Annotated in this window: 23 protein-coding genes; 17 read left to right on the forward strand and 6 right to left on the reverse strand. The window is 73.1% G+C overall.

The annotated features are described in order from the left end of the window. Positions 1 to 25 precede the first annotated feature (25 nt). The 13 genes from dnaJ (at position 26) to era (ending at position 12724) form a co-directional block, all read left to right on the forward strand. Positions 26 to 1165 (forward strand): molecular chaperone DnaJ, encoded by a 1140-nt coding sequence (dnaJ, locus tag AB0Q99_RS11605; RefSeq protein WP_363570494.1) that lies wholly within the window; start codon positions 26 to 28, stop codon positions 1163 to 1165. 105 nt (positions 1166 to 1270) lie between these two features. Beyond that, positions 1271 to 2020 (forward strand): 16S rRNA (uracil(1498)-N(3))-methyltransferase, encoded by a 750-nt coding sequence (locus AB0Q99_RS11610; protein WP_363570496.1) that lies wholly within the window; start codon positions 1271 to 1273, stop codon positions 2018 to 2020. Between the two features lie 118 nt (positions 2021 to 2138). After that, on the forward strand, positions 2139 to 5405 hold the full coding sequence (locus tag AB0Q99_RS11615) for a PDZ domain-containing protein (RefSeq protein ID WP_363570498.1): 3267 nt from the start codon (positions 2139 to 2141) through the stop codon (positions 5403 to 5405). Positions 5406 to 5646: 241 nt separating this feature from the next. Further along, a complete protein-coding gene (locus tag AB0Q99_RS11620) occupies positions 5647 to 6000 on the forward strand; it encodes a histidine triad nucleotide-binding protein (protein WP_363570500.1) in 354 nt (117 codons plus the stop codon). A 6-nt stretch (positions 6001 to 6006) separates the two neighbouring features. Then, complete coding sequence (locus tag AB0Q99_RS11625) at positions 6007 to 6930, forward strand: ribonuclease Z (protein ID WP_363570502.1); 924 nt, start codon at positions 6007 to 6009, stop codon at positions 6928 to 6930. A gap of 391 nt (positions 6931 to 7321) precedes the next feature. Then, a complete protein-coding gene (locus AB0Q99_RS11630) occupies positions 7322 to 8362 on the forward strand; it encodes a PhoH family protein (RefSeq protein ID WP_363570865.1) in 1041 nt (346 codons plus the stop codon). Between the two features lie 14 nt (positions 8363 to 8376). Continuing rightward, positions 8377 to 8871: an rRNA maturation RNase YbeY gene (gene ybeY, locus AB0Q99_RS11635; RefSeq protein WP_360340401.1), complete on the forward strand. Its 495-nt coding sequence runs from the start codon at positions 8377 to 8379 to the stop codon at positions 8869 to 8871. A gap of 19 nt (positions 8872 to 8890) precedes the next feature. Continuing rightward, positions 8891 to 10216 (forward strand): hemolysin family protein, encoded by a 1326-nt coding sequence (locus tag AB0Q99_RS11640; RefSeq protein ID WP_363570504.1) that lies wholly within the window; start codon positions 8891 to 8893, stop codon positions 10214 to 10216. Between the two features lie 33 nt (positions 10217 to 10249). Next, positions 10250 to 10486, forward strand: coding sequence for a hypothetical protein (locus tag AB0Q99_RS11645; protein ID WP_363570506.1), 237 nt, complete (start codon positions 10250 to 10252; stop codon positions 10484 to 10486). A gap of 26 nt (positions 10487 to 10512) precedes the next feature. Further along, a complete protein-coding gene (locus AB0Q99_RS11650) occupies positions 10513 to 11058 on the forward strand; it encodes a DUF4383 domain-containing protein (protein ID WP_363570508.1) in 546 nt (181 codons plus the stop codon). 28 nt (positions 11059 to 11086) lie between these two features. Next, positions 11087 to 11440 carry a cytidine deaminase gene (locus AB0Q99_RS11655; protein ID WP_363570510.1) on the forward strand — a complete coding sequence of 118 codons (354 nt, stop codon included), beginning with the start codon at positions 11087 to 11089 and terminating at the stop codon, positions 11438 to 11440. A gap of 98 nt (positions 11441 to 11538) precedes the next feature. Continuing rightward, positions 11539 to 11700, forward strand: coding sequence for a hypothetical protein (locus AB0Q99_RS11660; protein ID WP_363570512.1), 162 nt, complete (start codon positions 11539 to 11541; stop codon positions 11698 to 11700). A gap of 94 nt (positions 11701 to 11794) precedes the next feature. Next, complete coding sequence (gene era / locus AB0Q99_RS11665; protein WP_030061259.1) at positions 11795 to 12724, forward strand: GTPase Era; 930 nt, start codon at positions 11795 to 11797, stop codon at positions 12722 to 12724. A gap of 123 nt (positions 12725 to 12847) precedes the next feature. Here the strand turns inward: era and AB0Q99_RS11670 are convergent, their stop codons facing one another. Beyond that, entirely contained in the window at positions 12848 to 13114 is a 267-nt protein-coding gene (locus AB0Q99_RS11670) for a protealysin inhibitor emfourin (protein WP_363570514.1), read from the reverse strand. Positions 13115 to 13254: 140 nt separating this feature from the next. Further along, positions 13255 to 14277 (reverse strand): M4 family metallopeptidase, encoded by a 1023-nt coding sequence (locus AB0Q99_RS11675; protein ID WP_363570516.1) that lies wholly within the window; start codon positions 14275 to 14277, stop codon positions 13255 to 13257. A 333-nt stretch (positions 14278 to 14610) separates the two neighbouring features. Here AB0Q99_RS11675 and leuA point away from each other — a divergent pair, with 333 nt between their 5' ends. The 4 genes from leuA (at position 14611) to AB0Q99_RS11695 (ending at position 19233) form a co-directional block, all read left to right on the forward strand. After that, entirely contained in the window at positions 14611 to 16407 is a 1797-nt protein-coding gene (leuA, locus tag AB0Q99_RS11680) for a 2-isopropylmalate synthase (RefSeq protein WP_363570518.1), read from the forward strand. A gap of 250 nt (positions 16408 to 16657) precedes the next feature. Continuing rightward, entirely contained in the window at positions 16658 to 17353 is a 696-nt protein-coding gene (locus AB0Q99_RS11685) for a TerB family tellurite resistance protein (RefSeq protein ID WP_363570520.1), read from the forward strand. Positions 17354 to 17648: 295 nt separating this feature from the next. Then, positions 17649 to 18395 carry a DNA repair protein RecO gene (gene recO, locus AB0Q99_RS11690; RefSeq protein WP_360248752.1) on the forward strand — a complete coding sequence of 249 codons (747 nt, stop codon included), beginning with the start codon at positions 17649 to 17651 and terminating at the stop codon, positions 18393 to 18395. A 4-nt stretch (positions 18396 to 18399) separates the two neighbouring features. Next, the gene (locus AB0Q99_RS11695) at positions 18400 to 19233 is read left to right on the forward strand and encodes an isoprenyl transferase (protein ID WP_363570522.1); all 834 of its coding nucleotides are present in this window, start codon (positions 18400 to 18402) and stop codon (positions 19231 to 19233) included. 134 nt (positions 19234 to 19367) lie between these two features. Here the strand turns inward: AB0Q99_RS11695 and AB0Q99_RS11700 are convergent, their stop codons facing one another. From AB0Q99_RS11700 to AB0Q99_RS11715, 4 genes are read right to left on the reverse strand one after another with little or no spacing between them, the layout of a single operon-like run. After that, positions 19368 to 19778 carry a Fur family transcriptional regulator gene (locus AB0Q99_RS11700; RefSeq protein WP_189918013.1) on the reverse strand — a complete coding sequence of 137 codons (411 nt, stop codon included), beginning with the start codon at positions 19776 to 19778 and terminating at the stop codon, positions 19368 to 19370. A gap of 35 nt (positions 19779 to 19813) precedes the next feature. Next, the gene (locus tag AB0Q99_RS11705) at positions 19814 to 20746 is read right to left on the reverse strand and encodes a metal ABC transporter permease (RefSeq protein WP_363570523.1); all 933 of its coding nucleotides are present in this window, start codon (positions 20744 to 20746) and stop codon (positions 19814 to 19816) included. After that, the gene (locus tag AB0Q99_RS11710) at positions 20743 to 21507 is read right to left on the reverse strand and encodes a metal ABC transporter ATP-binding protein (protein ID WP_363570525.1); all 765 of its coding nucleotides are present in this window, start codon (positions 21505 to 21507) and stop codon (positions 20743 to 20745) included. The genes AB0Q99_RS11705 and AB0Q99_RS11710 overlap by 4 nt, the downstream gene beginning before the upstream one ends. A 14-nt stretch (positions 21508 to 21521) precedes the next feature. Next, positions 21522 to 22574, reverse strand: coding sequence for a metal ABC transporter substrate-binding protein (locus AB0Q99_RS11715; protein ID WP_363570527.1), 1053 nt, complete (start codon positions 22572 to 22574; stop codon positions 21522 to 21524). Between the last annotated feature and the right edge of the window lie 32 nt (positions 22575 to 22606).

Consider the following 22606-nt stretch of genomic DNA (forward strand, 5'->3'; position numbering starts at 1 on the left):
ACAGGCGGAACAAGCGGAGCATTTGGTGGCCACGGACTACTACGCGGTACTCGGCGTCCGACGGGATGCGGGGCAGGACGAGATCAAGAAGGCGTTCCGGCGCCTGGCACGCGAACTGCACCCGGACGTCAACCCGGACCCGAAGACGCAGGAGCGGTTCAAGGAGATCAACGCCGCCTACGAGGTGCTCTCCGATCCGCAGAAGCGCCAGGTCTACGACCTCGGCGGGGACCCGCTGTCCCCGGGCGGGGGCGGCGCGGGCGGCTTCGGCGCGGGCGCGGCGGGCTTCGGCTTCTCCGACATCATGGACGCCTTCTTCGGCGCCGCGGCCGGCCAGCGCGGACCGCGGTCGCGCACCCGCCGCGGCCAGGACGCCATGATCCGGCTGGAGATCACCCTGGAGGAGGCCGCGTTCGGCACCACCAAGGAACTCCAGGTCGACACCGCCGTCACCTGCACCACCTGCAGCGGCGAGGGCGCGGCCCCCGGCACCTCCGCCCAGACCTGTGACATGTGTCGCGGCAAGGGCGAGGTCTCCCAGGTCACCCGGTCCTTCCTGGGCCAGGTCATGACCTCCCGCCCCTGCCCGCAGTGCCAGGGCTTCGGCACCGTCGTGCCGACCCCGTGCCCGGAGTGCGCCGGCGACGGCCGGGTCCGCGCCCGCCGCACCCTGACCGTCAAGATCCCGGCCGGCGTCGACAACGGCACCCGGATCCAGCTGGCCGGCGAGGGCGAGGTCGGCCCCGGCGGCGGCCCGGCCGGCGACCTGTACGTCGAGATCGCCGAGACCAGCCACGCCATCTTCCAGCGGCGCGGCGACGACCTGCACTGCACCGTCACCATCCCGATGACGGCGGCCTCGCTCGGCACCCAGGTGCCGCTGCAGACCCTGGACGGCCTGGAGGAGGTCGACATCCGGCCCGGCACCCAGTCCGGCCAGTCGATCCCGCTGCACGGCCGGGGCATCACCCACCTGCGCGGCGGCGGCCGGGGCGACCTGATAGTGCACGTCGAGGTGAAGACGCCCACCAAGCTCGACCCCGAGCAGGAGGAGCTGCTGCGCCGCCTCGCGGTGCTGCGCGGCGAGGAGCGGCCCTCGGGCCAGTTCGCACCGGGCCAGCAGGGCCTGTTCTCCCGGCTGAAGGACGCCTTCAACGGCCGGTAGCCGTCCGCGCGGAGGTGCCGGGGGCCGACCCCGGCACCTCCTTCGCGTTCCCCCCTCCGGTCTCCCCCTCCGGCCGCAGGCCCCACCCCGGAAAGGTGCTCCCGCATGACCGCGCCCGTCTTCGTCGTCGAGACCGAACGGATCGCCGCCGCCGCGCCCGGCGCCCTGGTGCGCCTGGACGGCCCGGAGGGGCGGCACGCGGCCGCGGTGAAGCGGCTGGCGGCCGGCGAGGCGGTGACCCTGGCCGACGGGCTGGGGCTCGGCGTGGACGGGACTGTCGCCGAGGTGCACGGCAAGGACGCGATCGACGTGGCGGTCGCCGCCGTGCGGCGCGAGCCGGAGCCCGCGCCGCGGATCGTCGTGGTCCAGGCGCTGCCCAAGGGCGACCGCGGCGAGCTGGCCGTGGAGACCATGACCGAGGTCGGCGTGGACGTGGTGATCCCGTGGGCGGCCTCGCGCTGCATCACCCAGTGGAAGGGCGAGCGCGGCGCCAAGGCGCTCGCCAAGTGGCGGGCCACCGCCCGGGAGGCGGGCAAGCAGTCCCGCCGGCTGCGCTTCCCCGAGGTCCGCGACCCGGTGACCACCAGGCAGCTGGCGCCGGTGCTGGCCGGGGCCGCGTTCGCCGCCGTGCTGCACGAGGAGGGCGCCGAACCGCTGGCGCAGGCCGCGCTGCCCGCGGGCGGCGACCTCGTGCTGGTGGTCGGCCCGGAGGGCGGGGTGTCCCCGGAGGAGCTGGCCGCGTTCGCCGAGGCGGGCGCGAAGCCGTACCGGCTGGGCCCCTCGGTGCTGCGCACCTCCACCGCCGGGGTGGCCGCCGGCGCGCTGCTGCTGGGGCGCACCGGCCGCTGGGCGTAGCCGGCCCGGCCGCGGCCCCTACTACGACCCCGCGGCGGGGTCCAGCGGGCTCGCCCGAGCGGCCCGACTCTGCCGAAAAGCCCGGCGGCTCGTGCGCGTACGTGCCTACGCTGGCCGCGTGACGGACTCCCAGAGCACCTCCGCGGGCGCCTACCTGCGCCATCCCCACCTGCACGGCGACCTGGTCGCCTTCGTCGCCGAGAACGACCTCTGGCTCGCCCCGCTGGAGGGCGGCCGGGCCTGGCGGCTGACGGCCGACCACCGGCCGGTCCACGACCCCCGGTTCTCCCCGGACGGGCGGCACATCGCCTTCACCTCCACCCGGGACGGCGCGCCCGAGGTGCACGTGGTGCCGGTGGACGGCGGCCCGTCCCGCCGGCTCACCCACTGGGGCAGCGGCCAGACCCGGGTGCAGGGCTGGACGCCCGACGGCCGCCCGATCGCCACCACCACGGCCGGCCAGGCCACCCTGCGCCGCACCTGGGCGCACGCCGTCCCGCTGGACGGCGGCGAGCCCGTGCGGTTGCCGTACGGGCCGGTCGGCGGGATCGCCTTCGAGCCGGGCGGGGACCGGGTGCTGCTGGCCAGCGCCGCGATCCGCGAGCCGGCCTGGTGGAAGCGCTACCGGGGCGGCCGGGCGGGCAAGTTGTGGCTGGGCCGGGAGGAGTTCGCCCGGGTCCACGAGGAGCTGGACGGGCAGCTGTCCTCGCCGCTCTGGGTGGCGGGTCCGGGCGGCGGGGACGGTCCGGGCGGCGGCCGGATCGCCTTCCTGTCCGACCACGAGGGCGTCGGCGAGCTGTGGTCCAGCCTCCCGGACGGTTCCGACCTGCGCCGCCACACCACCGGCGCGGACGGCTTCTACGCCCGCAACGCCGCCACCGACGGCGCCCGGGTGGTGTTCCACCGGGCCGGCGACCTCTGGCTGCTGGAGGACCTGGCCGGCGCCGAGCCGCGCCGCCTGGACGTCCGGCTGGCCGGTCCGCGCAGCGGCCGCCGCCCCCGCCCGGTGCCCGCCGCGCACTGGCTGGAGTCGGTCGCCCCCGACCGCACCGGCCGGGCCAGCGCCGTCGTGGTGCGCGGCGGCGTGCACTGGCTGACCCACCGCGAGGGCCCGGCCCGGGTGCTGGACGAGACGCCGGGCGTGCGCGGGCGGCTGGTCCGGGTGGTGCCGGGCGAGGACGGCGCCCAGGGCGTGCTCTGGGTGTCCGACGCCGAGGGCGAGGACGCCCTGGAGTTCGCGCCCGCTGTGCACGGCGCCGAGCGCCGCAGACTGGCCGCCGGGCAGCTCGGCCGGGTGAACGCGCTGGCCGTCTCCCCGGACGGCAAGCAGGCCGCGCTCGGCGTGCACGACGGCCGGGTACTGCTGGTCACGCTCGCCGACGGCACCGTGCACGAGCTGGACCGCAGCACCGACGGCGAGGTCAACGGGCTGGTCTTCAGCCCGGACTCGGCCTGGCTGGCGTGGTCGCGGCCGGTGCCGGGGCTGGGCCCGTACTCGCTGCGCCAGATCGTGCTGGCCAACCTGGCCACCCGCACCGTGAGCGAGGCCACCCAGCAGCGCTTCATCGACACCTCGCCGGCCTTCACCGCGGACGGCCGCTACCTGGCGTTCCTGTCGGTGCGCAACTTCGACCCGGTCTACGACTCGCACGTCTTCGACCTGTCCTTCCCGAACGGCTGCCGCCCGTACCTGATCACGCTGGCCGCCGACACGCCGTCCCCGTTCGGCCCGCAGCGGGCCGGGCGCCCGCTCGGCGGGGAGGAGGACGAGCCGCGGGCGAAGAAGGCGGACGGTGAGGAGGGCGGCGCCGACGCCGCGCCGGTGACCAGGGTGGACCTGGACGGCATCGCCGACCGGATCGTGCCGTTCCCGGTGGAGGGCGGCCTGTTCGGCACCCTGCGGGCCGCCAAGGACGGCGTGCTGTGGACCAGGGCCCCGCTGCTCGGCGAACTCGGCGACGAGGCGGCCTCGTTGGAGGACGAGCGGCCCCGGCCGGTGCTGGAGCGCTTCGACCTGAAGAAGCGTCGGGTCGAGCAACTGGTGCACGGCGTCGACGGCTTCGCGGTCAGCGGGGACGGCGGCCGGGTCGCCGTGCTGGACGAGGGCGAGCTGCGGATCCTCCCGGCCGACCACAAGGCGGCCGGCGAGGACGACGAGACCGTGGTGGACCTCGCCCGGCTGCGGATCACCGTCGACCCGGCCGCCGAGTGGCGGCAGATGTACGCCGAGAACGGCCGGCTGATGCGGGACAACTTCTGGCGCCCCGACCTCGCCGGGGTGGACTGGGCCGGCGTCCTGGAGCGCTACCGGCCGCTGGTCGAGCGGGTCGGCTCGCACGACGACCTGGTCGACCTGCTCTGGGAGGTGCACGGCGAACTCGGCACCTCGCACGCCTACGTCCTGCCGTACGCCCCGCACACCGAGCCCGCCCGGCGCCAGGGGCTGCTCGGCGCGGACCTCGTGAAGGAGGGTGGGCAGTGGCGGATCGCCCGGATCCTGCCCGGCGAGTCCTCCGACCCGCGGGCCCGCTCGCCGCTGGCCGCGCCCGGCGTCGCGATCCGCCCGGGCGACGCGGTCCTGGCGGTCAACGGCCGTCCGGTGGACCCGGTGACCGGCCCGGCCCCGCTGCTGGCCGGCACCGCCGGGCAGCCGGTCGAGCTGACCGTGGCGGGCAAGGACGGCACCGACCGGCGGCACCCGGTGGTCGTCCCGCTCGCCGACGACGAGGCGCTGCGCTACCACGACTGGGTGGCCGGGCGGCGGGCCGCGGTGCGCGAACTGTCCGGCGGGCGGCTCGGCTACCTGCACGTGCCCGACATGCAGACCACCGGCTGGGCCCAGATCCACCGCGACCTGCGCTCGGAGATGGCCAAGGAGGGCGTGATCGTCGACATCCGGGAGAACCGCGGCGGCCACACCTCGCAGCTGGTGATCGAGAAGCTCGCCCGCCGGATCGTCGGCTGGAACGTCAGCCGGGACACCGACAACCCGGTGCCCTACCCCGGCGACGCCCCGCGCGGGCCGGTCGTCGCGCTCGCCGACCAGGACTCCGGCTCGGACGGCGACATCGTCAACGCCGCCATCCAGGCGCTCGGGATCGGCCCCGTGGTCGGCACCCGCACCTGGGGCGGGGTGATCGGCATCGACAGCCGCTACCGGCTGGTCGACGGCACCCTGGTCACCCAGCCCAAGTACGCGTTCTGGCTGGACAACTACGGCTGGGGCGTGGAGAACCACGGCGTCGACCCGGACGTCGAGGTGCCGATCGCCCCGCACCACTGGGCGGCCGGCGAGGACCCGCAACTCGCCGAGGGCGTCCGGCTCGCCCTGGCCGCGCTCGCCGAGCGCCCGGCCCGCACGGCGCCGCCGCTGCCCTGGCAGTAGCGGCGGCGGAGGCGGCCCGGGAGCGGGCGGCCGGACGGGAGCGGGAGGTCGGCCCGTCCGGCGTCCCGCTCCCGGGCGTGGGCCGGGAGCCGGGGCCGCCCGGCCCGGACGACGGTGCCTCCTCGGCCGGCGCGCGGTGCGCCGCGAGCACCCGAGGAGGACCGGCAGGCCGTGGCCGGGCTCGGCTAGGCTGCGCCCGTACGGCCCCACCACCCGACGTACCGATCCCGAGGAGTAGCCGATGGCCGGCGAGCCGCAGCCCGACTGTGTGTTCTGCAAGATCGTGGCGGGGGAGATCCCGGCGACGGTGGTGCGCAAGACCGAGCGCACCCTGGCCTTCCGCGACATCAGCCCCAAGGCGCCGCTGCACGTCCTGGTGATCCCGCACGTCCACTACCCGAACGCGGCCGCGCTGGCCGCCGCCGAGCCGGAGATCGCCGGCGAACTGCTGGCCGAGGCGGGCCGGGTGGCCGAGGACGAGGGCGTCGCGGACTACCGGCTGATCTTCAACACCGGTGCGGGCGCCGGGCAGACGGTCTTCCACGCCCACGTCCACGTGCTCGGCGGCACGCACATGACCGAGAGCATGGTCTGATCCCAGGTGTCCCAGCGCGAACTCGTCGTCCTCGGCACCGCCAGCCAGGTGCCCACCCGGCACCGCAACCACAACGGCTACCTGCTGCGCTGGGACGGCGAGGGACTGCTGTTCGACCCCGGTGAGGGCACCCAGCGCCAGATGCTGCACGCCGGGGTCACGGCCACCCAGATCACCCGGATCGCGGTCACCCACTTCCACGGCGACCACTGCCTGGGCCTCGCGGGGGTGATCCAGCGGATCAACCTGGACCGGGTCCCGCACCCGGTGGACGTCTACTTCCCGGCCTCCGGCGAGGTCTACTTCGAGCGGCTGCGGCACGCCACCGCGTACCACGAGACCGCCGTGCTGCGGCCCCGGCCGATCGACGAACCGGGCCCGCTGCCGGCGCCCGGCGCCCGCTTCGCGCTGGACGCGGTGCGGCTGGACCACCCCGTGGAGTCCTTCGGCTACCGGCTGTCCGAGCCGGACGGCCGTCGGCTGGTGCCCGGACGGCTCGCCGCGCTGGGCGTCCGCGGCCCGGCGGTGGGCCGGCTGCAGCACGAGGGCGCGATCGAGGTGGACGGCCGCCTGGTGACCCTGGACGAGGTCAGCGAGCCGAGGCCGGGCCAGAAGTTCGCCTTCGTGATGGACACCCGGCTCTGCGAGGGCGTGTACGCGCTCGCCGAGGGCACCGACCTGCTGGTGGTCGAGGCGACCTTCACCGACGCCGACGCCCGGCTCGCCGAGGAGCACGGCCACCTCACCGCCGGGCAGGCCGCCAAGGTCGCCGCCGAAGCCGGCGCGCGCACCCTGGTGCTGACCCACTTCTCCCAGCGCTACCCGGACCTCGGCCAGCACCTGGCCGACGCCCGCAAGCACTTCGACGGGGAGCTGGTGCTGGCCGCCGACCTCGCCCGGGTGCCCGTCCCCGCCCGCCGCCAGCCGTGACCCCGCTCCCGCCTACCGTGCCCCCGTCCCCGGCGGCCGTGACCCCGTCCCGGGCGGCCGTGACCCCGTCCCCGGCGGCCGCGAACCCGCTCGCGCCGGCCGTGACCCCGCTCGCGCCGGGCGCCCGCGGGAAAAGGGCTCGCGCCGTCCCCCGAACTGCCGCAGCATCGACGGGTGCGGCCCCGCCGCCCGCCACGGCGATCACGCTCGCGGCGTACCCTGGTGCCCCGGAGACACCGAGCGGCACACGACACCACGGATGGGATGAGGCAGGCCCCAGCGCCGACCTATGAGTGACACATCGCAGACCCGTACCAACGGACAGTCGCGCCCCGAACCGGCCGACGACGGCCGCGTCAGCGCCCGGATCGTCATCCCCGAGAAGCACCCGATGGTCACCCTGCTCGGCACCGCGGACTCGCTGCTGCGCGTGATCGAACGGGGCTTCCCCGCCGCCGACATCCACGTCCGCGGCAACGAGGTGACCGCCACCGGGGCGCGCGCCGAGGTCGACCTCGTGCAGAAGCTCTTCAACGAGATGATGCTGGTGCTGCGCACCGGCCAGCCCCTGACGGAGGACTCCGTGGAGCGCTCCATCGCGATGCTCCGCAGCCAGGAGGAGGACCCGGACAGCCCCGCGCCGTCCAAGGTGTTCACCGCGAACATCCTGTCCAACCGTGGCCGCACGATCCGCCCGAAGACCCTCAACCAGCAGCGCTACGTCGAGGCGATCGACAAGCACACCATCGTCTTCGGCCTCGGCCCGGCCGGCACCGGCAAGACCTACCTGGCGATGGCCAAGGCCGTGCAGGCCCTGCAGGCCAAGGAGGTCAACCGGATCATCCTGACCCGCCCGGCGGTCGAGGCGGGGGAGCGGCTGGGCTTCCTGCCCGGCACCCTCTACGAGAAGATCGACCCCTACCTGCGCCCGCTCTACGACGCGCTGCACGACATGATGGACCCGGACTCCATCCCGCGCCTGATGGCGGCCGGCACCATCGAGGTCGCGCCGCTCGCGTACATGCGAGGCCGCACCCTCAACGACGCCTTCATCATCCTCGACGAGGCCCAGAACACCTCGCCCGAGCAGATGAAGATGTTCCTCACCCGCCTCGGGTTCAACTCCCGGGTGGTCGTCACCGGCGACACCAGCCAGATCGACCTCCCGGGCGGCACCCGCAGCGGTCTCAAGGTCGTCCAGGAGATCCTGGCCGACGTGCCCGACATCCACTTCTCCGTCCTCACCAGCACCGACGTGGTCCGCCACAAGCTGGTCGGCCGGATCGTGGACGCCTACGAGGCCTGGGACGCCCGGCAGGAGGCCGAGGAGGTCTCCCCGGCCGCCCGCAAGCCCGCCCAGCGGCGCCCGGGCAAGACGACCGCGCCCCGCGCACCCCGCGCACCCCGACAGTCCCATCGCACCGAAAGCTGAGCACACAGCCCGTCATGTCGATCGACATCGCCAACGAGTCCGGTTGGGACGCCGATGAGGAAGCCATCCTCGACGTCGCCCGCTTCGCACTGGACAAGATGCGGATCCACCCGCAGTCCGAACTGTCCGTGATCCTGGTGGACGGTGCGGCGATGGAGGAGCTGCACATCCAGTGGATGGACCTCCCCGGACCCACCGACGTGATGTCCTTCCCGATGGACGAGCTGCGGCCCGGCAAGGAGGGCGAGGAGCTGCCGCAGGGCCTGCTCGGCGACATCGTGCTCTGCCCCGAGGTCGCCGAGCAGCAGGGCCAGGCCGCCCCCTCCAAGCACTCGATGGACGAGGAGCTGCAACTGCTCACCGTGCACGGCGTGTTGCACGTCCTCGGCTACGACCACGAGGAGCCCGAGGAGGAGGAGGAGATGTTCGCCCTCCAGAAGCGCATCCTGGACGACTGGCGGGCGGGCCGCGGCCTCGGCGGCATCTCCCCGGCCCCCACCACCCACTGAGCGCGGAGCCCGAACCCCTGTGAGTGGTGAGAGTACGAGCTTCATCCTGGGTGCCGTGCTGCTCGTCGTGCTCGGCTGGCTGGCCGCGTGCGCCGAGGCGGGCATCTCCCGGGTCTCCCGGTTCCGGGCGGAGGAGGCCGTCCGGGTCGGCAGGCGCGGCTCCGCGCGGCTGCTGACCCTCGCCTCCGACCCGATCCGCTACCTCAACCTGGCCACCCTGATCCGGGTGGCCAGCGAGATGGCGGCGGCCGTCCTGGTCACCGTCGTGTGCGTGCGCAACGTCACCCCGACCTGGCAGGCCGTCCTGCTGGCGTTCGGCGTGATGGTGCTGGTGTCCTTCGTCGCGGTGGGGGTCTCGCCGCGCACGATCGGGCGTCAGCACCCGCTCACCACGGCGACCGCGGCCTCCTTCGTGCTGCTGCCGCTGGCCGCCGTGCTCGGCCCGATCCCGCGGCTGCTGATCCTGCTCGGCAACGCGCTGACCCCGGGCAAGGGCTACCGGGAGGGGCCGTTCGCCTCCGAGGCGGAGCTGCGGGCGCTGGTGGACCTCGCCGAGAAGGACGACCTGATCGAGGACGAGGAACGCCGGATGGTGCACTCGGTCTTCGAACTGGGCGACACGATCGTGCGCGAGGTGATGGTGCCGCGCACCGACCTGGTGATGATCGAGCGGCACAAGACCGTCCGTCAGGCGCTCACCCTGGCGCTGCGCTCGGGCTTCTCGCGGATCCCGGTGGTCGGCGACAACGAGGACGACGTGGTCGGCATCGTCTACCTCAAGGACCTGGTGCGGCGCACCCACATCAACCGGGAGGCGGAGGCCGAGGAGGTCGGCGCGGTGATGCGCCCGGCCGTCTTCGTCCCGGACTCCAAGCCGGCCGGCGACCTGCTGCGCGAGATGCAGCAGCGCCGCTCGCACGTGGCGATCGTGATCGACGAGTACGGCGGCACGGCCGGCCTGGTCACCATCGAGGACGTCCTGGAGGAGATCGTCGGCGAGATCACCGACGAGTACGACCGGGAGATCGCGCCGGTGGAGGACCTCGGCGACGGCTCGTACCGGATCACCGCCCGCCTCCTGGTGGAGGACCTGGGCGAGCTGTTCGGCATCGAGCTGGAGGACGAGGACGTCGAGACCGTCGGCGGCCTGCTGGCCAAGCACCTCGGCCGGGTGCCGATCCCCGGCTCCTCCTGCGAGATCCCGCTGCCGGACCCCGTCGACGACGGCCTGACCGGCATCCTGCTGACCGCCGAGTCCTCGGCCGGCCGCCGCAACCGGATCGGCTCCATGGTCGCCGCCCCGGTCCGCGGCGGCGACGGACCCGCGGAGCCGGCGGGCGAGTAGCGGGTGGGCGGTCGCCGAGCGACCATGGAGGGCATGACGCACAAACTTCGCGCGGAGTACGGCCCGCAGGGGGCGGCCGGCGGAGTCAAGTCCTGGCACGTGGTGCGGGACGAGGACCCCTCGGCGGCGCTCTGCGGCCGGACCATGCCCGACGACGCCGAGACGCGGCCCGAGGAGGAGTGGGGCACCGGGTTGCGGTGCTGCCAGCAGTGCGGCTCGCTCTACATGCACGAGGTGCCGCACATGCAGGGGAGTCATCCCTACAGCTAGGCCGTGGCAGAGCTCTGGAGGTCGCCATGAAGCTGCAAGACGAACTGCCCGTCGACCACAAGCTCCTCACGGTCTGGCGGATCGGGGCGGGGCTCGGGGGGATCTTCCTGATCGTGTTCGGCGGCCTGGGGCTGGCCGACCACCCGGGGTTCCTGGACACCCAGGGCGACCGGATCGTGGGCCTGTCGACCAACGGCGCGCTGGCCGTCCTGTCCATCGTGGCGGGCGCGGTCCTGGTGCTCGGCGCGGTGATCGGCGGGAACTTCGCCGCGAACCTGAACATGGCGGTGGGCGTGCTGTTCGTCCTGTCCGGCTTCTACGGCCTGGCGGTGCTCGGCCGGCCGGACGCCAACATCCTCAACTTCCGGATGTCGAACGTGCTGTTCGCGTTCGTCTTCGGGGTCGTCCTGACCACCTTCGGGATGTACGGCAGGGTGAGCAGCCACCTGCCGCACGACAACCCGTACTGGCGCCACCGCGCCGAGCGCGAGGTGGCGCAGCCGTCCGGGCCGAAGACCTTCGTCAAGGTCATCAACCCGAACCCGGGCCCGACCCACCCGGTCGGCCACTGATCCGTGCCGGGTGCCTATGCTCGGCGGCATGAGTGACAACGTCGAGCTCGACCCCGAAGACAAGAAGATCATCACCCTGGCCCGCTCGGCCCGCGCCCGCAACGGCGTCCCCGAGGGGGCCGCGGTGCGTGACGAGACCGGCCGCACCTACGTGGCCGGGACGGTCGCCCTGGAGTCGCTGCGGCTGAGCGCGCTGCAGACCGCGGTGGCGATGGCGGTGGCCAGCGGCGCCACGTCGCTGGAGGCGGCGGCCGTGGTGAGCGAGGCGGAGCAGCCGGCCGAGGCCGACCTGGCGGCCGTGCGGGACCTGGGCGGGGCCGGGACGCCGGTGCTGCTGGCCGGTCCGGACGGGGTGCTGCGGGTGGCCGCCGAGGCGCGCTGAGGACTCGGGGAGAGCATGTCGGGGTGGCCCGGCGTGGCCGCCTCCATGGAATCTGCAGATAATCTCACCGGAAGTGGACGCGGTGAGGGGGCTGGGGCATGGGGGCGGTGGCGTTCTTCGCCGGGCTGCTGCTGTTCGTGATGGGGCTGGGCAAGTGGCAGGAGACCGGTTCGCAGGCCTGGCTGTTCGGCTCGCTGGCCTTCCTGCTGGTGCTGGTGGTGGTCTCGCTGATCCCCGGTGACGGCAAGGGCGACACGTAGGTTCGGGCCCCGTGCCGGGCGGGCCCGGCGCCGCCGGAGGCCCCTCGGACGACCCGGGACGGCGGGGCTCCGGTGATCAGGGAGAATGGAGCCCATGAATGCCCCTTCCTCCTCGTACCGCTCCGGGTTCGCGTGCTTCGTCGGCCGGCCCAACGCGGGCAAGTCGACCCTGACCAACGCCCTGGTGGGGACGAAGGTCGCGATCACCTCCGACCGCCCGCAGACCACCCGGCACACCGTGCGCGGCATCGTGCACCGCCCCGACGCCCAGCTCGTGCTGGTCGACACCCCCGGCCTGCACAAGCCGCGCACGCTGCTCGGCGAGCGCCTCAACGACCTGGTCCGCACCACCTGGGCCGAGGTCGACGTGATCGGCTTCTGCCTGCCCGCCGACCAGAAGATCGGCCCCGGCGACAAGTTCATCGCCAAGGAGATCGCCGGGATCAAGAAGACCCCGAAGGTCGCCATCGTCACCAAGACCGACCTGGTCGACTCCAAGCGCCTGGCCGAGCAACTGATCGCCATCCACCAGCTCGGCATCGAGCTGGGCTTCGAGTGGGCCGAGATCATCCCGGTCTCCGCGGTCGGCGACAAGCAGGTGGAGCTGGTCGCCGACCTGCTCACCAAGCTGCTGCCGGAGGGCGACCAGCTCTACCCGGAGGGCGACCTCACCGACGAGCCCGAGCAGATCATGGTCGCTGAGCTGATCCGCGAGGCCGCGCTGGAGGGCGTGCGGGACGAACTGCCGCACTCGCTGGCCGTGGTGGTCGAGGAGATGCTCCCGCGCGAGGGCCGCCCGGCGGACCGGCCGCTGCTGGACATCCACGCCAACGTCTACATCGAGCGGCAGAGCCAGAAGGCGATCGTGATCGGCGCCAAGGGCGCGCGGCTCAAGCACGTCGGCACCACCGCCCGCAAGCACATCGAGGCGCTGCTCGGCACGCCGGTCTATCTCGACCTGCACGTGAAGGTCGCCAAGGACTGGCAGCGCGACCCGAAGCAGCTGCGCAAGCTCGGCTTCTGAACCGGCGCTCCCGGCACGGGAGTTCGACTCGAACGGGATGACCGGGGCCCGTCCGGACGTGCTGCGTCCGGGCGGGCCCCGGCTGTTGCCCGCCCCCGTCGCCCGCCCCCGCCGTCGCCGGTGCTACGCGCCCTCGCGCAGCACCAGCGACACCAGCTCCCGCTGCGAGTCGGTGAGCTTCGGGTCGGCGCAGTGGACCGTCCGGCCGTCGACGGTGATCTCGTAGTGGAAGCCGTCCGGCACCCCGTAGGAGGGGGCGCGCAGCCCGCCCGCGACGGCCTCCCGGGCGAGCGCGTGGACGTGCGGGGCGTCCGTGCGCTCGGCGGTGTCGAGCTCCGCGTGGCGGACGATTCCGGCGAAGCCGCCGGTCCGGGTCACCTGGATACGCATGGTGTCCATGGTGCTACGCAGGGAAGGCTTTTGCGGCGCTTTTCCCGGACCGTGACCTTAAGCGCACCTCAACCCGGTCTCAACCACTCTTCGGATGCCGGGAGTCCGGAACCCGAAGCCGGGAGCCGCCCGCCCGGCCGTCACCCCGGGCTGACGCCGACCTGCGCCCAGGAGGCCGTGACGGTGTCCGCGATCGAGGGCTGGTCGGGGTAGCGGGCCTTGGCGGCGGCCACGGTGGCCCGGGCGAAGGCGGTGAAGTCGGCGTCGGCCGACAGCGTGCGCCCGGTCAGCGCGTCGTACCAGATCCGTCCGGCGCGCTCCCAGGCCGAGCCGCCGAGGGCGGTGGCCAGCAGGTAGAACGCGTGGTTGGGGATGCCGGAGTTGATGTGCACGCCGCCGTTGTCCTCGGCGGTGTTCACGTAGTCCCGCAGGTGCGCGGGCTGCGGGTCCTTGCCGAGCCGGGGGTCGTCGTAGGCGGTGCCGGGGGCCTTCATCGAGCGCAGCGCCACGCCCTGGATGCCGGGGGCGAGCAGTCCGGCGCCGATCAGCCAGTCGGCGTCGGCGGCGCTCTGGCGCAGCGCGTACTGCTTGACCAGCGAGCCGAAGACGTCGGAGACCGACTCGTTGAGCGCGCCGGGCTGGTCCTGGTAGTCCAGTCCGGCGGTGAACTGGGTGACGCCGTGGGTGAGTTCGTGGCCGATGACGTCGATGCAGGCGGTGAAGTCGCCGAAGATCTCGCCGTCGCCGTCGCCGAAGACCATCTGGTGGCCGTTCCAGAAGGCGTTGTCGTAGTTGCGGCCGTAGTGGACGCTGGCGTCCAGCCGCAGGTCGTGGTCGTCGATGGAGCGCCGGCCGAAGGCGTCGGCGTAGAGCGCGAAGGTGGCGCCGAGGCCGTCGTAGGCGTGGTTGACGGAGGCGTCGGCGACGGCCGCCCGGCCCTCGGTGCGCGCGGTGCGGCCGGGCAGCCGCTGGCCGTGGTTGACGTCGTAGATCACCCGGTTGAGTCCCGGGGCGCCGCCGGTGGGCGGGGGCGGGTCGAGACGGGCCGCGCGGTGCGCGGCGTCGAGCGCGAGGGAGTGGACGGCGGCTTCGTGACCGGCCTCGGCGAGGCGGTCCAGGACGTACGGCGGGACGATCGTGCAGATCGGCGCTGCTGCGGTCATGCGGCCCAGGGTGAGGCCTTGACGACCGGATGTCACCATTCTTGACATGACCGGTTGACGTCTCAAGGAGTGGAACGGAAGCCCGGATCACTTCGGGGGCGCGCGGCGCTGGGTTACGCTGGGTCCCATCATGCGCAACGGGCTGCTTCTTCTTAGCTGCCGCGTCGAGGGCCTGTAGTCCACTGGGGCCGGCTCCCTCGCCGCGGGGAACGAGCTGTGCGCGGAATCGGCGATCCGACGGCGGATCGCGAGCGGCAGCAGAGGCCGGCCAGTCGGTGTTGATCCCCCCCCGACCGCCCGCACCACGCATCCACAGGAAGCCGAGAGTCCTCCATGACCGAGCAGACCTCCGCCGCGTCCATCTCCGCCGCCCGCGCCTTCGTCGACCGGCCCACGCCGATCACCGCGGCGTCCGTGCGCCAGCAGCCCTCCGGCATGCGGTACGGGCGCTACCTGCCGTTCGGCGCCGTGGACCTGCCGGACCGCAGCTGGCCGCAGGCCGTGATCACCAAGGCGCCGCGCTGGCTCTCGACCGACCTGCGGGACGGCAACCAGGCGCTGATCGACCCGATGTCCCCGGCCCGCAAGCGCAAGATGTTCGACCTGCTGGTCGCGATGGGCTACAAGGAGATCGAGGTCGGCTTCCCCTCCTCCGGGGCGACCGACCACGCCTTCGTACGGTCGCTGATCGAGGAGGGGGCGATCCCCGAGGACGTCACCATCTCGGTGCTGACGCAGGCCCGCGAGGAGCTGATCGAGAAGACCGTCGAGTCGCTGGTCGGCGCCCCGCGCGCGACCGTCCACCTGTACAACGCGACCGCGCCGCTGTTCCGCCGGGTGGTGTTCCGCAACGACCGGGCGGCCACCAAGGCGATCGCCACCGACGGCACCCGGCTGGTGATGGAGTACGCCGAGAAGCTGCTGGGCGAGGACACCGTCTTCGGCTACCAGTACTCGCCGGAGATCTTCGTCGACACCGAGCTGGACTTCGCGCTGGAGGTCTGCGAGGCGGTCATGGACGTCTGGCAGCCGGGCGAGGGCCGCGAGATCATCCTGAACCTGCCGGCGACCATCGAGCGGGCCACCCCGAACGTCCAGGCCGACCAGTTCGAGTGGATGTCGCGCAACCTGTCGCGCCGCGAGTTCGTCTGCCTGTCGGTGCACCCGCACAACGACCGCGGCACCGCCGTCGCCTCCGCCGAACTGGCGTACATGGCGGGCGCGGACCGCATCGAGGGGTGTCTGTTCGGGCAGGGCGAGCGGACCGGCAACGTCGACCTGGTGACGCTGGGGATGAACCTGTTCTCGCAGGGCATCGACCCGCAGATCGACTTCTCCGACATCGACGAGGTGCGCCGCACCGCCGAGTACTGCAACCAGATGGAGGTCCACCCGCGCCACCCGTACGCCGGCGACCTGGTGTACACCTCCTTCTCCGGCTCGCACCAGGACGCCATCAAGAAGGGCTTCGACGCCCTGGAGGCGGACGCGAAGGCGGCGGGCGTGCCGGTGGACGAGCACACCTGGGGCGTGCCGTACCTGCCGATCGACCCGAAGGACGTCGGCCGCACCTACGAGGCGGTCATCCGGGTCAACAGCCAGTCCGGCAAGGGCGGTGTGGCGTACGTCCTGAAGAACGACCACAAGCTGGACCTGCCGCGCCGGATGCAGATCGAGTTCTCCCGGATCATCCAGGCCAAGACCGATGCCGAGGGCGGCGAGGTCACCCCGGCGGAGATCTGGCGGGTCTTCGAGGACGAGTACCTGCCGACCACCGGCAACCCGTGGGGCCGGCTGTCGCTGAGCGGCTCGCGCACCCTGACCACCGAGGACGGCCGGGACGCGCTGACCGCCGAGGCCGTGGTGGACGGCGCGCCGGTGTCCCTGAGCGGTACCGGCAACGGCCCGGTGTCGGCCTTCGCGGACGCGCTGGCCCGGATCGGCTTCGACGTCCGCGTCCTGGACTACGCCGAGCACGCGCTGAGCGAGGGCGGCGACGCCCAGGCCGCCGCGTACGTCGAGTGCGCGGTGGACGGCAAGGTGCTATGGGGCGTGGGCATCGACGGCAACACCGTGCTGGCCTCGCTGAAGGCGATGATCAGCGCCGTCAACCGGTCGCAGCGCGGGTAGTTCGTACGAGTGGCAGGTGGCGGGGCCGTCCTCCGGGGCGGCCCTTCGCCGTGCCGTGGCACCGGCGCGGGGGCGCTGTGTCCTGCGCCACATTTTTTGGGATCGGAAGCCGTTCGAGGTACTGACACGTGCCGGTAACCATGGCAACATCGATCCACCGGAAAGCCGGGTCGGTGGGACGGCTCGGTGTCCGGTCGCGTGACCTGCCCATCGTCGAGCAGGCCGCCTGCCATGTCTGGGGAGTGGCGCCGTGACCAGGTTGTGGGGTGTTCGCCCGCGGTGGCGGACTGACGTTCTCGGTGACTTCTTCTGCCCGGGCTGCGGCGGGGACCGCAACTACCGCCGGCAGCACGGCCGGCGGTGGCTGCGGTTGCTGGGCACTCCGGTGCTCCCGCTCGGACCGGTGATCGGCAGCGTGCAGTGCACCGGCTGCCACGGCCGGTACGGCGTCGAGAGCCTGGAGCAGCCGACCTGCGTACGACTCGGCGGGATGCTGCGGGACGCGCAGTACACCATCGCGCTGACCCTGCTCGCGGCCGGCGGCACCGCCCACCCGGCGGCCCGCGAGGCGGCCTGCGCGGCGGTGCGCGAGGCCGGGTTCGAGGACTGCGGCGAGGCCCAGGTGCTGGCCGCGCTCGCCGCGCTCTCCGGACTCGGCGGCGAACTCCACGACGCCCACGAGTTGGCTGCACCTCCCGGCCGGAGGCTGGGGGAGGCCGGCGGCCTGGCCGTGGAACTGCACGCGGTGCTCGAACCGCTCACCCCGCACATCGCCCACCAGGGCCGCGAGCGGCTGCTGCTGCAGGGCGCGGCGATCGCCCTGGCCGACGGGCGCTACCTGCCGCAGGAGCGGGAGGCGCTGGCCGCGGTCGGGCGCTGCCTGGACCTGCCGCAGGCCCGGGTCGGGGCGCTGCTGGAGGCGGCGACCCGGACCCCGTTCACGTAGCGGCCGGGCCCGGGCCCCGCGGCCACGCGTCGCCGTTAGACCAGTGCCGAACCGTTCCTGAACCACTCCCGGGCCGCTCCCGGGCCGTCGGCCGCCCCAGGCCACCCGTAGACCATCGCAGACCAGCGCAGGCCACCCGCAGACCAGCCGTAGACCATCCCCGAAATCCCCCACAAACGGGCCCGACCCCCCTCCGGGCCCGCCGTGACCCGCACCGCAGTGGTCCTCCCCCACGGCCCCGGTGCGGGCAACACGGCTGTCCGCGACGGTCCGCGGCTGGGGGAGAATGGTCCGCATGAGTCTTTTCCGGGACGACGGCGTCGTGTTGCGGGCGCAGAAGCTCGGCGAGGCCGATCGGATCATCACCCTGCTGACCCGCCAGCACGGCAAGGTGCGGGCGGTGGCGCGCGGGGTGCGGAAGACCAAGTCCAAGTTCGGTGCCCGCCTGGAGCCGTTCTCGCACGTGGACGTGCAGTTCTTCAGCCGGGGGAGTGAGTTGGTCGGCCGCGGGTTGCCGCTCTGCACCCAGGTGGAGACCATCGCGCCGTACGGCGGGTCGATCGTCACCGACTACGGCCGCTACACCGCCGGCACCGCGATGCTGGAGACGGCCGAGCGCTTCGCGGAGAACGAGGGCGAGCCCGCCGTCCAGCAGTACCTGCTGCTGGTGGGCGGGCTGCGCACGCTGGCGGCGGGGCTGCACGAGTCGCACCTGGTGCTGGACGCCTTCCTGCTGCGGTCGCTCGCGGTGAACGGGTACGGCGCGAGCTTCACCGACTGCGCCAAGTGCGGCCTGGACGGGCCGAACCGTTTCTTCTCGCTCCAGGCGGGCGGCGTGCTCTGCGCGGACTGCCGAGTGCCCGGATGTGCCGTACCCTCCCCTGAGACACTGGTACTGCTCGGGGCGCTGTTGTCAGGGGACTGGCGGACGGCCGATGCCTGCGAGCCGCGGTACTGGCGGGAGGGCAGCGGCCTGGTCGCGGCCTATCTGCAGTGGCACCTGGAGCGGGGCATCCGCTCGATGAGATACGTGGAGAAGTGAGCACATGGCAGCGCGACGGCTCTTCGGCGGCGGCAAGCAGCGGGCGTACGCGCCCCCGACCCCGCACCCCACCGGTGCACAGCCCCCGAAGATCCCCGGCGAGCTGGTCCCGCAACACGTCGCCATCGTGATGGACGGCAACGGTCGCTGGGCCAAGGAGCGCGGGCTGCCCCGCACCGAGGGCCACAAGGTCGGCGAGTCGGTCGTGCTGGACGTCCTCGCGGGCGCCATCGAGCTCGGGGTCAAGAACATCTCGCTGTACGCGTTCTCCACCGAGAACTGGAAGCGCTCGCCCGACGAGGTGAAGTTCCTGATGAACTTCAACCGCGACGTCATCGCCCGCCGCCGCGACGAGATGGACGCGATCGGCGTGCGGATCCGCTGGGCCGGCCGGATGCCCAAGCTGTGGAAGAGCGTCGTCCAGGAGCTGCAGGTCGCCGAGGAGCAGACCAAGGGCAACGACGCCGTCACGCTGTACATGTGCGTCAACTACGGCGGCCGGGCCGAGCTGGCGGACGCGGCGCAGGGCATCGCGCGGGACGTCGCGGCCGGGAAGCTGGACCCGAAGAAGGTCAACGAGAAGACCCTCGCCAAGTACATGTACCACCCGGACATGCCGGACGTGGACCTCTTCCTGCGCCCCAGCGGCGAGCAGCGCACCTCCAACTTCCTGCCCTGGCAGTCGGCTTACGCCGAGTTCGTGTTCCAGGACGTGCTCTGGCCGGACTTCGACCGCCGTGACCTGTGGCGCGCCTGCGAGCAGTACGCGATGCGTGACCGGCGCTTCGGCGGGGCGATCCCGAACGAGCTCCCCGGGCCGCGGCCGGGCCTGCGCTGACGCTCTCCGCGCGAGCGGAACGAACGGAACGAACGGAACGAACGGAAAGGACCCACCGGGCAGATCCGGTGGGTCCTTTCCGTCGTGAGTGGCCGCGTACGGGCGGCGGGCCCAGGCGTTGCGCGCGGCCCGGCTCAGGCCTTCTTGGCGCACTCCGCGCAGGTGCCGAAGATCTCCAGCGTGTGCGCGATGTCGCTGAAGCCGTGCTCGGCGGCGACGGAGTTGGCCCAGCGCTCCACCGCGGGGCCCTCCACCTCGACGGTGGCGCCGCAGTGCCGGCAGACCAGGTGGTGGTGGTGCCCACTGCTGCACCGGCGGTAGACCGCCTCGCCGTCGGCGGTGCGCAGCACGTCCACCTCACCGGCGTCCGCGAGCGACTGCAGGGTGCGGTAGACCGTGGTCAGACCGACGGAGTCCCCGCGGTGCTTGAGCAGGTCGTGGAGCTCCTGCGCGCTGCGGAAGTCCGCGATCTCGTCCAGGGCCGCCGAGACGGCGGCACGCTGCCGGGTCGATCGGGCGCGCGGCGACGGGCCTGCGGTGGTCACCGTGGGTCCTCCTGGGGTCGTGGTCGTCTAGCTCCTCATTGTGCCAGCCCGGTCCGCCGCTCCGGGGAGCTCGGGTCGGAGGAGGTCCGGTCCGGCGACTGGACCGGCAGTTCGACGTCGCAGACCTTCGGGCCGTGCTCGGTGTCGCCGCGGTGGCGCCGCCGGGCGAGCGGTGCGGCGAGCGCGCTGAACACCGCGAAGACCGCGATGGCGAGCAGCACGATGGCCGGGCCGGAGGGCACGTCGAGCTGGTACGAGCCGGTGACGCCGGCCAGTGAGACCACCACGCCGAGCGCGATCGAGGCGGCCTGGGTCGCGGCGAAGGAGCGGGTGAGCTGCTGGGCGGCGACCACCGGGACCACCATCAGGGCGCTGACCAGCAGCAGTCCGACCACCCGCATGGCGACGGTGACGGTGACGGCGGCCATCACGGCGAGCAGCAGGTTGAGGGTGCGCACCGGCAGGCCGGTCACCCGGGCGAAGTCCTCGTCCTGGCAGATCGCGAAGAGCTGGCGGCGCAGGCCGACGGTGACCGCGATGACCACTGCGCCGAGCACCGCGATGGCGGCCAGGTCGGCGGGGGCGACGGTGAGGATCGAGCCCCACAGGTAGCTCTCCAGCGAGCCGGCGCCGGCCTGGGCGGAGAGCGAGACGAGCAGCTTGCCGCAGGCCATGCCGCCGTAGAAGAGCATCGCGAGGGCGATGTCGCCGCGCTGGTTGCCGCGTGAGCGGACCAGTTCCATGGTGACGGCGCCGAGCACGCAGACCAGCACGGCCATCCAGACCGGGCTGGTCTGGAAGATGAAGCCGAGGCCGACGCCGGTCATCGCGACATGGCCCATGCCGTCGCCCATCAGGGCCTGGCGGCGCTGCACCAGGTAGATGCCGACGGCCGGGGCGGTGATCCCGACCAGGACGGCGGCGAGCAGGGCGCGCTGCATGAAGTCGTAGGACAGCATCTCGGTCATGCGAGCAGCCTCGGCGGGGTCAGGTCGGCGTGCGGGTGGACGTGGTCGTGGCCGGGCAGTGCGTGCAGGCCGGTGTTGGGCACGGGCGGGCCGTCGTGGGCGACGCAGCCGTCCCGCAGGACGACGGCCCGGTCGATCAGCGGTTCCAGCGGCCCGAGTTCGTGCAGGACGAGGAGGACGGCGGCACCGCGGCCGACCTCGGCGCGCAGGGTGTCGGCGAGCACCTGCTGGCTGGCGGAGTCCACGCCGGCCATCGGCTCGTCCATGATCAGCAGGTCGGGGGAGCCGACCAGGGCGCGGGCGATCAGCACCCGTTGCTGCTGGCCGCCGGACAGGTCGGCCACGCCGTCCCCGGCCCGTTCCAGCATGCCGACGGCGGCCAGCGCGCGGTCCACCGCCTCGCGGTCCTTGCGACGGAACGGCAGCAGCCGGTGCTGCGGCAGCCGGCCGGTGGAGACCACCTCGCGCACGGTGGCCGGGACGCCGGAGGCGGCGGTGGTGCGCTGCGGGACGTACCCGATGCGGTGCCAGGCGCGGAAGGAGCCGTACGGGGTGCCGAACAGCTCCAGGGTGCCGTGCTCCAGCGGAACGGAGCCGATCACGGTCTTGACGGTGGTCGACTTGCCGGAGCCGTTGGCGCCCAGCAGGGCGACGACCTCGCCGGGCCGGACGGTCAGGTCGACGCCGCGCAGCACCGGCCGGCCGCCGCGCGAGGCGACGGCGTCACGGAGGCGGACGGCCGGGGGTATCGGGTGGGTCATGGTGTTCCGTCCCGTCAGCTGGTCGCGGCAGGGGTGGTGGCGGTGGTGGCGTCCGGGGCCGGGGTGGCGTCCGGGGCGGCGGGGGCCGTCGTCGGGGTGGCGTCCGGGGCGCCGAGGGCGGCCCGGAGGTTGGCCAGGTTCTGCTTCATGACCGTGAGGTAGTCGTCCTTGGCAGGGTCCTTGACGCCTTCCAGCGGGTCCAGGACGGCGGTCTTGAGGCCGAGGTCCTTGGCGACGGTGTCGGCGAGCTTGGGGCTGACCAGGGTCTCGAAGAAGATCGTGGTGACGCCGTTGTCCCTGGCGGCCTTCTGCACGGCGGCGAGGCGGGCCGGGGTGGGCTCGGACTCCGGGTCGACGCCGTTGATGGCGACCTGGGTGAGGCCGTAGTGGTCGGCGAGGTAGCCGAAGGCGGCGTGGCTGGTGACGAAGGTCCTGGTCCTGGTGTCCCGCAGTCCGGCGCGGAAGTCCTGGTCGAGCGCGGTGAGCTTGGTGACCAGCTCGTCGGTGTTCTTCCGGTAGTCCTCGGCGTGGCTCGGGTCGGCCTTGGCGAACTCGTCGCCGACGCTCCGGGCGATCGCCGCGTAGCGGGTCGGGTCGAGCCAGATGTGCGGGTCGCCGGCCGGGCCCTCGTGCTGGTGGCCGTCGGCCTCGTGGCCCTCGCCCCCGGCGTCCTCGTCGAGGTGGTGGTCGACCAGCGGGCTGACGGCGGCGGCGTCGATCCGGTGCTTGCCGGACGACTGCGCGACGGCCTGGTCGACGGTGGGCTGCAGGCCCTTGAGGTAGATGATCGCGTCGGCCTTCTGGACGGCGCCGACCTGCTTGGCGGTGAGCTCCAGGTCGTGCGGCTCGACGCCGGCGGCGGTGAGATCGGTGACCGCGACGTGCTCCTGGCCGATCTGCCGGGCGAGGAACTCCATCGGGTAGAAGGACGCGACGACCTTCAGTCTGCCGTTGCCGCTGTCGGCGCTGCTGCTGCCTCCGCAGGCGGTGAGGACGAGGGAGGCGGCGAGTGCGGTGGTGGCGATGGCTATGGAACGGCGGGCCCGTCGGCGAGGAAGTCCGATCATCATGACAATCATTCTCATCTCAGATGGAAATG

The sequence above is a fragment of the Kitasatospora sp. NPDC086791 genome, from assembly GCF_040685975.1.
In the GTDB taxonomy this organism is placed as follows: domain Bacteria; phylum Actinomycetota; class Actinomycetes; order Streptomycetales; family Streptomycetaceae; genus Kitasatospora.

Coding starts and splice junctions, on each gene's coding strand:
- AB0Q99_RS11670 (WP_363570514.1), bottom strand. CDS start 13,114: ATGCGTATCCAGGTGACCCGGACCGGCGGCTTCGCCGGAATCGTCCGC.
- AB0Q99_RS11610 (WP_363570496.1), top strand. CDS start 1,271: ATGACCGCGCCCGTCTTCGTCGTCGAGACCGAACGGATCGCCGCCGCC.
- AB0Q99_RS11660 (WP_363570512.1), top strand. CDS start 11,539: ATGGGGGCGGTGGCGTTCTTCGCCGGGCTGCTGCTGTTCGTGATGGGG.
- AB0Q99_RS11695 (WP_363570522.1), top strand. CDS start 18,400: ATGGCAGCGCGACGGCTCTTCGGCGGCGGCAAGCAGCGGGCGTACGCG.
- AB0Q99_RS11650 (WP_363570508.1), top strand. CDS start 10,513: ATGAAGCTGCAAGACGAACTGCCCGTCGACCACAAGCTCCTCACGGTC.
- AB0Q99_RS11675 (WP_363570516.1), bottom strand. CDS start 14,277: ATGACCGCAGCAGCGCCGATCTGCACGATCGTCCCGCCGTACGTCCTG.
- AB0Q99_RS11630 (WP_363570865.1), top strand. CDS start 7,322: ATGGTCACCCTGCTCGGCACCGCGGACTCGCTGCTGCGCGTGATCGAA.
- AB0Q99_RS11645 (WP_363570506.1), top strand. CDS start 10,250: ATGACGCACAAACTTCGCGCGGAGTACGGCCCGCAGGGGGCGGCCGGC.
- leuA (WP_363570518.1), top strand. CDS start 14,611: ATGACCGAGCAGACCTCCGCCGCGTCCATCTCCGCCGCCCGCGCCTTC.
- AB0Q99_RS11710 (WP_363570525.1), bottom strand. CDS start 21,507: ATGACCCACCCGATACCCCCGGCCGTCCGCCTCCGTGACGCCGTCGCC.
- AB0Q99_RS11620 (WP_363570500.1), top strand. CDS start 5,647: ATGGCCGGCGAGCCGCAGCCCGACTGTGTGTTCTGCAAGATCGTGGCG.
- AB0Q99_RS11655 (WP_363570510.1), top strand. CDS start 11,087: ATGAGTGACAACGTCGAGCTCGACCCCGAAGACAAGAAGATCATCACC.
- ybeY (WP_360340401.1), top strand. CDS start 8,377: ATGTCGATCGACATCGCCAACGAGTCCGGTTGGGACGCCGATGAGGAA.
- era (WP_030061259.1), top strand. CDS start 11,795: ATGAATGCCCCTTCCTCCTCGTACCGCTCCGGGTTCGCGTGCTTCGTC.
- AB0Q99_RS11715 (WP_363570527.1), bottom strand. CDS start 22,574: ATGATCGGACTTCCTCGCCGACGGGCCCGCCGTTCCATAGCCATCGCC.
- recO (WP_360248752.1), top strand. CDS start 17,649: ATGAGTCTTTTCCGGGACGACGGCGTCGTGTTGCGGGCGCAGAAGCTC.
- AB0Q99_RS11705 (WP_363570523.1), bottom strand. CDS start 20,746: ATGACCGAGATGCTGTCCTACGACTTCATGCAGCGCGCCCTGCTCGCC.